This is a genomic window from Ramlibacter ginsenosidimutans (genome assembly GCF_016654015.1).
GTDB classification, from domain to species: Bacteria; Pseudomonadota; Gammaproteobacteria; order Burkholderiales; family Burkholderiaceae_C; genus Ramlibacter; species Ramlibacter ginsenosidimutans.
Genome location: NZ_JAEPWM010000004.1, coordinates 68,803 through 82,463 on the forward strand (window position 1 = coordinate 68,803; position 13,661 = coordinate 82,463).

Annotated in this window: 9 protein-coding genes; 7 read left to right on the plus strand and 2 right to left on the minus strand. The window is 70.3% G+C overall.

All coding sequences use genetic code 11. The features are described 5' to 3' along the window. Positions 1–13: 13 nt before the first annotated feature. The 6 genes from rfaE1 to JJB11_RS11515 all read left to right on the plus strand — a co-directional run bounded on the left by rfaE1 (position 14) and on the right by JJB11_RS11515 (position 7,740). The gene (gene rfaE1 / locus JJB11_RS11490) at positions 14–946 is read left to right on the plus strand and encodes a D-glycero-beta-D-manno-heptose-7-phosphate kinase (protein WP_201170727.1); all 933 of its coding nucleotides are present in this window, start codon (positions 14–16) and stop codon (positions 944–946) included. Then, positions 943–1,938 carry an ADP-glyceromanno-heptose 6-epimerase gene (gene rfaD / locus JJB11_RS11495; protein ID WP_201170729.1) on the plus strand — a complete coding sequence of 332 codons (996 nt, stop codon included), beginning with the start codon at positions 943–945 and terminating at the stop codon, positions 1,936–1,938. The genes rfaE1 and rfaD overlap by 4 nt, the downstream gene beginning before the upstream one ends. A 130-nt stretch (positions 1,939–2,068) precedes the next feature. Continuing rightward, positions 2,069–4,867: a TIGR04290 family methyltransferase gene (locus JJB11_RS11500; protein ID WP_201170731.1), complete on the plus strand. Its 2,799-nt coding sequence runs from the start codon at positions 2,069–2,071 to the stop codon at positions 4,865–4,867. Next, on the plus strand, positions 4,864–5,709 hold the full coding sequence (locus JJB11_RS11505; RefSeq protein ID WP_201170739.1) for a PIG-L deacetylase family protein: 846 nt from the start codon (positions 4,864–4,866) through the stop codon (positions 5,707–5,709). The genes JJB11_RS11500 and JJB11_RS11505 overlap by 4 nt, the downstream gene beginning before the upstream one ends. Beyond that, on the plus strand, positions 5,706–6,749 hold the full coding sequence (locus tag JJB11_RS11510) for a glycosyltransferase (RefSeq protein ID WP_201170740.1): 1,044 nt from the start codon (positions 5,706–5,708) through the stop codon (positions 6,747–6,749). Before JJB11_RS11505 ends, JJB11_RS11510 begins: the two co-directional genes overlap by 4 nt. Beyond that, positions 6,715–7,740, plus strand: a complete 1,026-nt coding sequence (locus tag JJB11_RS11515) for a GNAT family N-acetyltransferase (RefSeq protein WP_201170741.1) — start codon at positions 6,715–6,717, stop codon at positions 7,738–7,740. The genes JJB11_RS11510 and JJB11_RS11515 overlap by 35 nt, the downstream gene beginning before the upstream one ends. On the opposite strand, the gene JJB11_RS11520 is transcribed toward JJB11_RS11515, so the two are convergent. Continuing rightward, positions 7,715–9,100: a phosphomannomutase/phosphoglucomutase gene (locus tag JJB11_RS11520; protein WP_201170742.1), complete on the minus strand. Its 1,386-nt coding sequence runs from the start codon at positions 9,098–9,100 to the stop codon at positions 7,715–7,717. The genes JJB11_RS11515 and JJB11_RS11520 overlap by 26 nt on opposite strands. Before the next feature lie 172 nt (positions 9,101–9,272). Between JJB11_RS11520 and JJB11_RS11525 the strand changes: the two genes are divergently transcribed. Further along, positions 9,273–9,671, plus strand: a complete 399-nt coding sequence (locus JJB11_RS11525; RefSeq protein WP_201170743.1) for a ComEA family DNA-binding protein — start codon at positions 9,273–9,275, stop codon at positions 9,669–9,671. Between the two features lie 170 nt (positions 9,672–9,841). Here JJB11_RS11525 and JJB11_RS25995 read toward each other — a convergent pair whose 3' ends face one another. Continuing rightward, positions 9,842–13,618, minus strand: coding sequence for a hydantoinase B/oxoprolinase family protein (locus JJB11_RS25995; protein WP_201964778.1), 3,777 nt, complete (start codon positions 13,616–13,618; stop codon positions 9,842–9,844). Positions 13,619–13,661: the final 43 nt, after the last annotated feature.

A 13,661-nucleotide genomic window follows, 5' to 3' on the forward strand; every position in this document is an offset into this window, starting at 1 on the left:
AGGCAGAGCAATCATGAGCAATCCAAGCAGGCAGCAACTCGCGCGCGCACGCGTCCTCGTCGTGGGCGACGCGATGCTGGACCGGTACTGGCACGGCGCGGTGGAACGCATCTCGCCGGAAGCGCCGGTGCCGGTCGTGAAGGTCACGCGCGAGGAAGAGCGCATCGGCGCGGCGGCCAACGTCGCCTACAACGTGAGCACGCTGGGCGCCAGGGCCAGCTTCCTCGGCGTGGTCGGCGACGACGAGCCCGGCCAGCGGCTGGAGCGGCTGATGAAGGACACCGGCATCGCAGCGCACCTCAAGCGCGACCCCGGCCTGCGCACGACGGTGAAGCTGCGCGTGATCGGCCGGCAGCAGCAGCTGCTGCGCATGGACTTCGAGAACGAGCCGGACCACGAGGTGCTGGCGCTGCAGACCTCCACCTTCACCGAGCTGCTGCCGCAGCAGGACGCGGTGCTGTTCTCCGACTACGGCAAGGGCGGCCTCGCCCACATCCCGTCCATGATCGAGGCGGCGCGCAAGGCAAAGAAGCCGGTGCTGATCGACCCCAAGGGCGAGGACTACGCGCGCTATCGCGGCGCCACCATCATCACGCCCAACCGCGCCGAGCTGCAGGAAGTGGTGGGCCGCTGGAGCAGCGAGGACGACCTGCGCCGCCGCGCGCAGGAGCTGCGCACGTCGCTGGACCTCACCGGCCTGCTGGTCACCCGCAGCGAGGAAGGCATGACGCTGTACGACGCGCAGGGCGAACTGCACGTGAAGGCGCAGGCCCGCGAGGTGTTCGACGTCACGGGCGCGGGCGACACGGTGATCGCAACGCTCGCCACCATGGTCGCGGCGGGGCTGAGCCTGCGCGAGGCCGTCCCCATCGCCAACCGCGCCGGCGGCATCGTCGTCGGCAAGTTCGGCACGGCCACCGTGTCCTACGAGGAGCTGTTCCAATGACCCGCGTCGTCGTCACCGGCGGAGCCGGGTTCATTGGCTCCAACATCGTCAAGGCGCTCAACGCGCGCGGCATCGACAACATCATCGTCGTCGACGACCTCACCGAGGGCGACAAGTTCCGCAACATCGCCGACCTGCAGATCGCCGACTACATGGACGCCGACGACTTCTACGGCATCTTCGCCGATGGCGGCTTCGGCAAGGTCGAGGCCGTGTTCCACGAAGGCGCCTGCAGCGACACGATGGAGCCGGACGGCAAGTACATGATGGACAACAACTACAGCGTGTCCTGCTCGCTGTTCGACTCCTGCCAGCAGCGCGGCACGCGCCTGCTGTACGCGTCGTCGGCGGCCGTGTACGGGGGTTCCGCGACCTTCAAGGAGACGCCCGAGTTCGAGCGGCCGCTCAACGTCTACGGCTACAGCAAGCTGCTGTTCGACCAGCGCATGCGGCGCGAGTGCGGCGACTTCCGGCGCCTGAAGCGGCAGGTGGCGGGCTTCCGCTACTTCAACGTGTACGGTCCGCGCGAACAGCACAAGGGCCGCATGGCGAGCGTCGCGTTCCACCAGTTCAACCAGTTCCGCGAGCAGGGCAAGGTCAAGCTGTTCGGGGAATACGGCGGCTACGGGCCGGGTGAGCAGACGCGCGACTTCGTGTTCGTCGACGACGTGGTGGCCGTGAACCTCTGGTTCTTCGACCATCCGGAGAAGTCCGGCATCTTCAACCTCGGCACGGGCCGCGCGCAGCCGTTCAACGACGTCGCGGTCGCCGTGGTCAACGCGCTGCATGCGGGCGGCGTGCGCGATGCAGCCACGGCCATTGACCTCGGGCTGCTGGAATACATCCCCTTCCCCGACGCGCTGCGTGGCAAGTACCAGTGCTACACGCAGGCGGACCTCACCGCGCTGCGCGACGCGGGGTGTGAACACCAGTTCGCCGACGTGGCGACGGGCGTAGCGCGCTACATGCAGGAGCTCGCGCGCAACGCCTGAGCACGCCTGCAGCACGACGGCAAAAGCAGTTCTTTCGTCTGAAGAGTGCGCGGCAGCGTCCGCCACTTCCTACGGACGTGTCATCCTGAACCTACAGGGAGCCTGATCGGCCGACGGCTTAATCGAAGCGATGCGCTTCGTGATCTTCGGCCTGACGGTGAGTTCTTCCTGGGGCAACGGCCACGCGACGCTGTGGCGTGGCCTGTGGCGGGCGCTGGCGAAGCGCGGCCACTCCATCGTGTTCTTCGAGCGCGACGTCCCGTACTACGCGGACCACCGCGACGTGAGCGCCCTGCCCGGCGGCGAGCTCGTGCTGTACCGCAACTGGGAAGAGAACCTGGAACGCGCGCGGCGCGCCCTGCGCGACGCGGACGTGGCGATGGTCACGTCCTACTGTCCCGACGGCGTCCCCGCGACCGCGCTGCTCGGCGACGCGGCGCCCTCGGCCGTCAAGCTCTTCTACGACATGGACACGCCGGTGACGCTGGAGAACGTGCGTGCGGGCCGCGACGTCGCGTACATCGGCCCGCGCGGACTCGCCGACTTCGACCTCGTCCTCAGCTACACCGGCGGCGCCTGCCTGGCGGACCTGCAGACCCTGCTGCACGCGAAGCGCGTGGGCACGCTCTATGGCCATGTCGATCCCGCGCAGCATCACCGGGTCGAGCCGCAGCCGCAGTACGTGAGCGACCTCTCCTATCTCGGCACCTATGCGGCGGACCGCCAGGCCGCACTCGAGTCGCTCTTCATCGAGCCCGCACGGCGGCTCGCGCAGCGCAGCTTCCTCATAGGCGGCGCGCAGTACCCGCCGGACTTTCCCTGGACCGCGAACATCCGCTTCGTGCGCCACCTTCCGCCGCCCGAGCACCCGGCCTTCTTCTCCTCCTCGCGCCTGACGCTCAGCGTCACGCGGCGCGCGATGGCGGAGAACGGGTGGTGTCCCTCGGGCCGCCTGTTCGAGGCCGCGGCCTGTGGCACGCCGGTGCTCAGCGACTGGTGGGACGGCCTGGACACCTTCTTCACGCCGGGCCGCGAGATCCTGGTAGCCCGCACGACCGCGGACGCCATCGCCGCGCTCGAGCTCAGCGACGCCGAGGTTGCGCGCATCGCCGCGGACGCGCGCGAGCGCACGCTCGCCGAGCACACCTCCGAGCGGCGGGTGGAAGAGCTCGAGCGCCTCGTCGAAGGCGTGCGGGCACCGCGACCGGCGCAGGCCGCGGCAGTCACCGACATCACGACCAGCAGGAGAAAGTCCAGCATGTGGGGCATCATTCCCGCGGCCGGCATGGGCACGCGCATCCAGCCGCTCGGCTTTTCCAAGGAATTGCTGCCGGTCGGCAGCAGCCTCGTGGGCGACGTGGAGCGACCGCGCGCCGTCAGCGAGTTCCTGGTCGAACGCATGGTCAAGGCGGGCACCGACAAGATCTGCTTCGTCATCGGCCCGGGCAAGTCCGACATCGTCCAGTACTACGGCTCCAGCACCGGCCAGACCGACCTCTGCTACGTGGTGCAGCCCAAGGCCGGCGGCCTGTGCGACGCGATCTTCCGCGCCTGCCCGCTGATCCGGGCCGACGAGCTCGTGGTGGTGGGCCTGCCCGACACGATCTGGTTCCCCGATGACGGCCTGGCGGCGCTGCCCGACGACGTGCTGTCCTTCCTGCTGTTCCCGGTGGAGCGGCCGCAGGCCTTCGACGCCGTGGTCACCGACGCTGCGGGCAACGTGCAGGAGATCCAGGTCAAGCACCCGGACGCGAGCTCGAACTGGATCTGGGGCGCCTTCAAGATGCCGGGTCACGTGCTGCACGCGCTGCAGGCCTTGTGGGAGGAGCGCGGCCGGCGCGACGAGTACATGGGAACGCTCGTCAACGCGTACATCCAGAAGGGCGGCCGCGCCGTCGGCGTGCGGCGCGGCGAGGCCTACGTCGACGTGGGCACCGTGCACGGCTATCGCGAGGCGCTCGCCCTGCTCAGCGCTCGCGCGCAAGCCCCTGCACAGGAGGCCGCCACCCGCGCGCCCACGGTCTGCAGCAACGCAGGCACGCCGCTGTCGATGCAGGCCGTGGTGCCCGGAACGTCGCCATGGTCGCCCGCACTCACCGGGCACCCGGACCGTCCGGACACGCCGCGCGCGCGCGGCGCCACGCCGCTCGAGCGGCGCAGCTTCACCCGCGCCGAGATCGAGGAGGGCGTGCGCCGGCGCGGCGACTGGTTCCAGAACCTGGACCTGTTCGGCGTCCGCACGGCGCCCGCGCACTTCCTCGGCGACTTCCCCATGACCAAGTGGAAGCGCTTCTCGCACGTGATCCCGCAGGACCTCACCGGCAAGTCGGTGCTGGACATCGGCTGCAATGCCGGTTTCTATTCCTTCGAGATGAAGAAGCGGGGCGCCAGCCGCGTGGTGGGCATCGAGTTCGACGACTACTACCTGCACCAGGCCCGCTTCGCCGCCGAGGTGCTGGGCCACGACGACATCGAGTTCCGGCGCATGACGGTCTACGACATCGCCGCGCTGCGCGAGCGCTTCGACCTCGTGCTGTTCATGGGGCTGGTCTACCACCTGCGCCACCCGCTGCTCGCGCTGGACCTGATCCACGAGCACGTGGCCGGCGACCTGCTGGTCTACCAGTCGCTGCAGCGCGGCAGCCCGGAGGTGGAGCCGCTGGCCGACGACTACGACTTCTGGGAGACCGAGGTGTTCCACCGGCCCGGCTACCCGAAGCTGCACTTCGTCGAGCAGAAGTACTCGCACGACGAGACCAACTGGTGGGTGCCCAATGCCGCGTGCAGCGCCGCCATGCTGCGCAGCGCCGGCTTCCAGGTGCTTGCGCACCCCGAAGAGGAAGTATTCCTCTGCCAGCGCGTGGAACTGCCGCCTGGACCGGCGCGGGCGGTGTACCCGCAGCGCGAGAAGGAAGCGCGCCAGGGATGAGTCCCGCGCAGGCGGCGCTGCTGGCGGTGCTGGGCGCGCCGGCCGGCCAGGCGACCGGCGCTTTGCCGGCGACGATGGTGGTCGGCGCGCATCCCGATGACGAGACCGTGGGCGTGGGTTCGCGCCTGCCGCGGCTGGCCGACGCGCGCTTCGTCTGCGTCACGGACGGCGCGCCGCGCAACGGCCACGATGCCTCGCGGCACGGCCTGACACCGCAGCAGTACGCGCAGGCGCGGCGGCACGAGCTGGAAGCCGTGCTCGCGCGCTGCGGCATCCCGGCGCAGCGACTCCATTCCCTGGCCTGCCCCGACCAGCAAGCGTCCCTGCAACTTGCACCGTTGGCGCGTTCGCTCGCCGATCTCATGGCCGCCGACGGGACCGCGGTCGTGCTCACGCAGCCCTATGAAGGGGGCCACCCGGACCACGACGCGACCGCCTTCGCGGTGCATGCGGCCGTCGCCCTGCTGCGCTCGCGCGGTGCGACGGCCCCCGATGTCGTGGAGATGGCTTCCTACCATCGCGGTGCCGACGGCGTGCGCACCTGCGCCTTCCTGCCGTTGCCGGACGGCGGCGACGATGCCGCCATGATGTTGTCGCTAGCCCCCGAGGAGCAGCGCTTCAAGGCCGAACTGATCGCCGGCTTCACGACGCAGCGCGAAACCCTGCGCGGCTTTCCGGTCGACGCGGAGGGCTTCCGGCCCGCGCCGCACTACGAGTTCCGCGCTCCGCCGCATCCGGGCAAGCTGCACTACGAGAACTATCCGTGGGGCATGACGGGCGAGCGCTTCCGCGAGCTCGCGAGCGAGGCGATGGCGCAGCTCGGACTGGAAGGCCCGCTGTGAGCCTGACCGTCCTCAGCGTCGCGTACCCGTTCGCGCCGGTGTCGCGGGACACGCCCGGGGGCGCCGAGCAGGTGCTGGCGCAGATCGACGCGGCGCTGGTGCGCGCCGGCCACCGCTCGCTGGTCGTGGCGAGCGCGGGCTCGCGCGTCGCGGGCACGCTGGTGCCGATCGCCGCGCCCGCTGCCCCGTTCGACGATGCGCAGCGCCAGAGGACCTGGGACGCGCAGCGCCGCGCCATCGCCCAGGTGCTCGCGAGCGAGCGCGTCGATGTCGTGCACCTGCACGGCATCGACTTCGCCCACTACCTGCCGCCGCCCGGCGCGGTGCCTCTCCTCGTCACGCTGCACCTGCCGCCTTCCTGGTATCCGCCGGAGGTGTTCGCGTCGCAGCGGGCCGACCTGCACCTGCAGTGCGTGTCCCGCACGCAGCAGCGTGCCTGCCCCGCCGGCGCGCGCCTGCTGCCGGCGATCGCCAACGGCGTGCCGGTGCAGGACTTGCAGGCCCGCGTGCGCAAGCGGAACTTCGCGCTGGCGCTGGGCCGCATCTGCCCGGAGAAGAACCTGCATGCGGCGCTGGATGCGGGCCACATTGCGGGCGTCTCCGTGCTGCTGGGCGGGCAGGTCTTTCCGTACGACGCGCACGAGCGCTACTTCCGCGACCAGATCGTGCCGAGGCTGGATGCACGGCGCCGCTTCCTGGGCCCGCTGGACTTCCGGCGCAAGCGCCTCCTGCTCACGGCCGCCCGCTGCCTGCTGCTGCCCACGCTGGCGCCGGAAACCAGTTCGCTGGTCGCGATGGAAGCGCTGGCCTGCGGCACGCCTGTCGTCGCATTCGCCGCCGGCGCGTTGCCGGAGATCGTGCAGCACGGCGAAACGGGCTTCCTGGTGCACGACGCGGGGGGCATGGCGGACGCCATCGCGCGATGCGACCGCATAGCCCCGGACCATTGCCGCGCGGTCGCCCGCGAGCGCTTCTCCTCCGAGCGCATGACGCGGGAGTACCTCCATGTCTACCGTCAGCTCGCCGCCGCGGCTGCTTGAGGCGCAGGTCCTCACGGACGCGGCGCAATTGCAGCGGCTGGTCCCGGAGTGGGAGGAGCTGTGGCGGGCCGATCCGCGGGCGACGCCTTTCCAGTCGCCCCGCTGGCTGCTGCCCTGGTGGCGGCACATCGGCCGCGGCGCGCTGCTCACGCTCGCGTGGCGCGACGCGCAAGGTGCGCTGGCGGGGCTCGCGCCCCTCTATGTCTGGCCGGACGCCGACGGGCGCAGGCAGCTGTTCCCGCTGGGCATCGCGACCACCGACTACCTCGACGTGCTGGCGCGGCCTGGCAGCGAAGAGGTGGTCGCGCGGGACCTGTTCGCACGCCTGCACGACTTGCACGAGCGCTGGGACGTTCTCCACTTTCCGCAGCAGCGCGCGGGCAGTCCCTTGCTGGCTGCAGCGGCCGCGCACCCGCGCGCGCACGTGCTCGCGGGCGAGCCCAACCCGGTGCTCGCACTCGACGCGCCTGGCCGCATTCCGCGCTCCACCCTCGCCAACCTGCGCACGTGCCGCAACCGCGCCGCCGGCATCGGATCGCTCTCCTTCGCCACGGCCAACGCGCAGGAGATTCCGGCCTGCCTGGATGCACTGCAGCGGCTGCACGCCCAACGCTGGACGCAGCGCGGCGAGCCCGGCGTGCTGGCCGGCACCGCCGTGCGCGCGGCGCACTCGGAGAGCGCACCCCTGCTGCACGCCGCGGGCCTGCTGCGCCTGCACGTCCTGCGGCTGGCCGGCGAGACCGTCGCGGTGCTGCATGCACTGGCCGATGCGCCGCAGCGCGCCGCGCGCAGCCACTACTACTACATCTCCGGCTTCGATCCGGGCCACGCCTTCTTCAGTCCGGGCAGCCTGCTGCTCGCGCACGCGATAGAGCAGGCGCAGGGCGAAGGCGCGGTGGCCTTCGACTTCCTGCGCGGCGCCGAGCCCTACAAGTACCGCTGGGGCGCCGCGGACCGGCCGATGTTCACGCTGCGCCTGGCGTCGCGTTGAGCGACGCGTCCGGCTTCACGGTGCGCAGCAGCGCCATCATGTCGGCCTCGATGCGGCGCATCGCCTCGTGCGTGTGGCCTTCGAAGCGCAGCACCAGCACCGGCGTGGTGTTGGATGCGCGCACGAGGCCGAAGCCGTCGCTCCAGTCCACGCGCAGGCCGTCGGTGGTGCAGACCTGTGCGCCGGGAAAGCGCGCGCGCTGCACCAGTTCCTCGGCGATGCGGTGCGGCTCGCCTTCGGCGCAGCGGATGTTCAGCTCGGGGGTGGAGTAGCTGGTGGGCAGGGATTCCAGCACGGCGCTGGGGTCCTCGTGGCGGGAGAGGATCTCCAGCAGCCGGCAACCCGCGTAGGTGCCGTCGTCGAAGCCGCACCAGCGCTCGCGGAAGACGACGTGCCCGCTCATTTCGCCGGCCAGCGGCGCGTCCAGCTCGAACATGCGCGCCTTCATCAGTGGATAGCCGCTGCTGCCCATCACGGGCCGCCCACCCGCTGCTTCGATGGCGGGCGCGAGGCGCTGCGTGCACTTGACGTCGAACAGGATGGGCGCCCCCGGCACGCGCGATAGCACGTCCTGCGCGAACAGCATCAGCTGCCGGTCGGGAAACACGATCTGGCCCGAGCGCGTGACCACGCCCAGCCGGTCGCCGTCCCCGTCCAGCGCGAGTCCGAGGTCGGCGCCGCTGTCGCGCACGGCAGTGATCAGGTCCTGCAGGTTCTCGGGCTTGCTGGGGTCGGGATGATGATTCGGGAACGCCCCGTCCACCTCGCTGAACAACTCCACGACCTCGCAGCCGAGCGCGCGGAAGACCTGCGGCGCATAGGCGCCGCCGATGCCGTTGCCGCAGTCGAGCACGATCTTCAGCGGCCGCGCGAGCCGGATGTGCCCGGTGATGCGCGCGAGGTAGGGAGGGTAGACGTCGGCATGCCGCAGCGTGCCGGGCACGGCCGCGGCCGGCACGCCGGCTTCCATGGCACGCCGCAACACTTGCAGGTCCTCGCCGAACAGCGAACGGCCGGCGAGCATCAGCTTGAAGCCGTTGTGGTCGCGCGGGTTGTGGCTGGCCGTGACCTGGATGCCCGTGCGGCACAAGGTGCTGGCTGCGAACCACAGCAGTGGCGTGGTGACCCGGCCCACGTCGATCACGTCCACGCCGCCCGCGAGCAGGCCTTGCACCAGCGCAGCGGAGAGTTCGGGCCCGCTGATGCGGCCGTCCCGTCCCACTGCGACCACCCGCTCGCCCTCCGCCCTGGCCATTTGCGCGAACGAGCGGCCGAGTGCTTCGGCCACGTCGGGCGTGAGGGTCGCGGGGACGATGCCCCGCAGGTCGTAGGCCTTGAACAGCGAGGCGCTCAACTGCATCGGAAGCTCCGGGACGGCGGGAGCCGGATTCTAGGAGCCGGCGGCGGATCCGGGGGCGAACCGCGGCCCGGGTTCACCCTCGGGCGGTGCGTCAACGGACGCGCGCGTTGCGCCGTTAGAAGCGGGCCGGCCGCTTCGGACCGGAGCAACGCACCATTGGAGAGAACATCGCATGCTGAAGAAAATCCTGGCCGTGCTGGCCCTGCTGTATGCCGCCGCCTCCTTCGCGGCCGTGGACGTGAACAAGGCCACCGCTGCCGAGCTCGACAGCGTCAAGGGCATCGGCCCGTCCACCTCCAAGACCATCGTCGACGAGCGCAAGAAGCACGGCGACTTCAAGAGCTGGGAAGACTTCATCTCCCGCACCAAGGGCATCGGCGAGACCAAGGCCTCGTCGCTCTCCAAGGAAGGCCTGACCGTCAACGGCGCCGAGTACAAGAAGGCCACCGCCAAGGAAGAGAAGAAGGAAAGCAAGGCCGAAAAGAAGGATGAGAAGGCCGCTGCCAAGGACGCCAAGAAGGACGAGAAGACCGCCGCCGCCAAGCCGGCCGCTTCCGCCACCAAGAAGTAGTCGTCCGCGGGAGCGTCCTGAAGGCGGGGGCGGGAACGGACAACCGGACGCAGAAGACGCAAAGGACGCAGAGGACGCAAAGGAATCCATTGAAGGATTCTTTTGCGTCCTTTCTCCTTTTTGCGACCTCTGCGTCCGGCTGCCCGCTCCCGCTCCCGCCTTCGTCTTCGCTACGCGCTGGCCTTCCCGAAGCCCCCGCCCCCCGGCGTGTGGATCTCGAAGAGGTCCCCCGCTTCCATCTCTGCCGAGCCGATGTGCGCCAGTTCCTCCACGCGGCCATCCGCGCGCACGACGCGGTTGATGCCCACCTGCCCTGGCGCGCCGCCGGCCATGCCGAAGGACGGCACCTTGCGCCCGTTGGACAGGATGCTGGCCGTCATGGGCTCCAGGAAGCGCACGCGGCGCACGCCGCCGTTGCCGCCGTGCCAGCGGCCTGAACCACCCGATCCCGCGCGAATCTCGTAGCTCTCCAGGCGCACCGGGAAGCGGAACTCCAGCACCTCCGGATCGGTGAGCCGCGAGTTGGTCATGTGCGTCTGCACGACGCTCGTGCCGTCGAAGCCCCCGCACAACGCCCCCTGCTCGTCGTACAGGCCGCCCGCGCCGCTGCCGCCCGAGATGGTCTCGTAGTACTGGTAGCGCGCGTTGCCGAAGGTGAAGTTGTTCATCGTGCACTGGCCCGCAGCCATCACGCCCAGCGCGCCATAGAGCGTGTTGGTGATGCACGTGGAGGTCTCCACGTTGCCCGCGACGACCGAGGCCGGCGGGTTCGGGTTGAGCATGCAGCCCTCCGGCACGATCACCTCCAGCGGCTTGAGGCAGCCCGCGTTGAGCGGGATCTCGTCGCTCACCAGCGTGCGGAAGACGTACAGCACCGCGGCCATGCAGACCGCCTTGGGCGCGTTGAAGTTGTTCACCTGCTGGGGCGAGGTGCCGGTGAAGTCGATGACCGCGCTGCGCGCCGCGGCATCCACGCGGATCGCCACGTGGATCTGCGCGCCGTTGTCCAGCGGCAGCGTGAACTCGCCGTCCTTCAGCCGCGTGATCACGCGCCGCACCGACTCCTCCGCGTTGTCCTGCACATGCCGCATGTACGCCTGCACCACGTCGAGGCCGAACTGGTCGACCATGCGCCGCAGTTCCTGCACGCCCTTCTCGTTGGCGGCGATCTGCGCCTTGAGGTCGCCCATGTTCTGCTCGGGATTGCGCGAGGGGTACTTGGCGCTCTTCAGCAGCGCGATCATCTCGGCCTCGCGCAGCACGCCGCGATCGACCAGCTTGAAGTTGTCGATCTCGACGCCCTCCTCCTCGATGCGGGTGGAGAACGGCGGCATCGAGCCGGGCGTGGTGCCGCCGATGTCGGCGTGGTGCCCGCGGGAGCCGACGTAGAAGAGCGGTTGCTCGCGCGTGCCCCCACCCCCGCCCTCCCCCAGGGGGGGAGGGAGTGAATTCCCCGCGGCTCCCGTCTTCAGTCCCCGCGCCCCTGCGGCGGCGTTGGGGCGGGCCTCCCCCGCGGCCTTCGCTCCCTCCCCCTCTGGGGGAGGGCTGGGGTGGGGGCGCGCCCCGGACAGATACACCGGCGTGATCACCGTCACGTCCGGCAGATGCGTGCCCCCGTGGTACGGATCGTTCAGCACGTACACGTCGCCCGGCTGCATGGTGTCGCGGTTCTCGCGGATCACCGTCTTGATGCTCTCGCCCATGCTGCCCAGGTGCACCGGCATGTGCGGCGCATTGGCGATCAGGTTGCCCTCCGCGTCGAACAGCGCACAGGAGAAGTCCAGCCGCTCCTTGATGTTCACCGAATACGCCGTGTTCTGCAGCTGCAGCCCCATCTGCTCGGCGATGTTCATGAACAGGTTGTTGAACACCTCCAGCAGCACCGGGTCCACCCGCGTGCCGGCGGCGAAGGTCTGCGCGCGCGGCGTGACGCGGTCCAGCACGATGTGGTCCAGCGCCGTGATGCGGGCGCGCCAGCCCGGCTCGACGACGGTGGTCGCGTTCTTCTCCGCGATGATCGCGGGCCCGGCAATCACGTCGCCCGGGCGCAGGTCTTCGCGCACGCACAACGCAGCCTCGTGCCAGCGGCCACCGGAGTACATGCGCACCGTCTCGCGCCGCGGCACCTCGCGCTGCGCGTGCTCGGCCAGCCGCGGCTCCACCGGCGCGTCGCCGGCCACGATCGCTTCGACCGAGACCGCCTCCACGATCATCGGCTTGCCCGGCATGAGGAACGAGAAGCGCTGCCGGTACGCGGCCTCGAAGCCGGCCACGATCTCCTCCAGCGTGCCGAAGGGCACGACCAGCGCGGAGTCGCTGCCCTGGTAGCGCACGTGCACGCGCCGGCGCACCTGCACCGCGTTGCCGCTCACCTGCTGGCGCTCCAGTTCCGCTCGCGCAGCAGCCGCCAGCGCTTCGAGCTGCCCCGCGATCCCGGGCAGTTCGCCGGGTGCGAGCAGCACTTCCACCGCCTGCTCGCGGATCGCGTTCTGGTCCGCCAGGCCCATGCCATAGGCGGACAGCACGCCCGCGAGCGGATGGATGAAAACGCGCGACATGCCCAGCGCATCGGCCACCAGGCAGGCGTGCTGGCCACCGGCGCCGCCGAAGCATTGCAGCGTGTAGCGCGTGACGTCGTAGCCGCGCGCCACCGAGATCTTCTTGATCGCGTTGGCCATCTGCTGCACGGCGATGGCGATGAAGCCTTCTGCGACCTCTTCGGCGCTGCGGCCGGTGCGCTGCGCCAGCTCGTCGAACTTTCCGACCACCGCTTCCTGGCTCAGGGGCTCGTCCGCGCGCGGCCCGAACACCCGGGGGAAGTACTTCGGCTGGATCTTGCCGAGCATGACGTTCGCGTCGGTGACCGCGAGCGGCCCGCCGCGGCGATAGCTCGCCGGCCCGGGATTCGCACCCGCACTCTGCGGACCGACGCGGAAGCGTGCGCCGTCGAACTCCAGGATGGAGCCGCCGCCGGCCGCCACGGTGTGGATGCTCATCATCGGTGCGCGCATGCGCACGCCGGCCACCTGTGTCTCGAACTCGCGCTCGAACTCGCCGGCGAAGTGCGACACATCGGTGGAGGTGCCGCCCATGTCGAAGCCGATCACCTTGTCGTGGCCCGCGAGCTGCGCCGTCCGCGCCATGCCCACGATGCCGCCCGCGGGACCGGAGAGGATCGCGTCCTTGCCCTGGAAGGCGTGCGCGTCGGTGAGGCCACCGGACGACTGCATGAAGAACAGCTTCACGCCCGGCATCTCGCCGGCCACCTGCTCCACGTAGCGGCGCAGGATGGGCGTGAGGTAGGCGTCCACCACCGTGGTGTCGCCGCGGCTCACCAGCTTCATCATCGGGCTGGTCTCGTGCGAGGTGCTCACCTGCACGAAGCCCGCTTGCTGCGCCAGCACACGCGCTGCCTGCTCGTGCGCCGGATAGCGGTAGCCGTGCATGAACACGATCGCCAAGCTGCGCAGCCCGCGCGCGTGCGCGGCGCGCAGCGCTTCACCGAGCTGCGCCTCGGCGAGCGGCTGCACCACCGCGCCATGGGCGTCGACGCGCTCCTGCGCCTCGATCACTTCGCTGTACAAAAGCTCGGGCAGCACGATGTGCCGGTCGAACAGCCGCGGCCGGTTCTGGTACGCGATGCGCAGCGCGTCGCGGAAGCCGCGCGTGGTAACCAGCAGCGTGGGTTCGCCCTTGCGTTCCAGCAAGGCGTTCGTCGCCACCGTCGTGCCCATCTTCACGCACTCGACCTGCTCGGGCCGGATCGCCTCGCCGGGCGCGAGCCCCAGCAGGTGCCGGATGCCCGCGACGGCGGCATCGCGGTACTGCTCGGGGTTATCGGACAGCAGCTTGTGGGTGACCAGCGTGCCGTCGGGGCGGCGTCCCACGACGTCCGTGAAGGTGCCGCCGCGGTCGATCCAGAACTGCCATTTCGCCTTCGTGTTCATGGCGGCCATTATGAAGAAGGCACTAGCGCCCGCTCGCAAACCC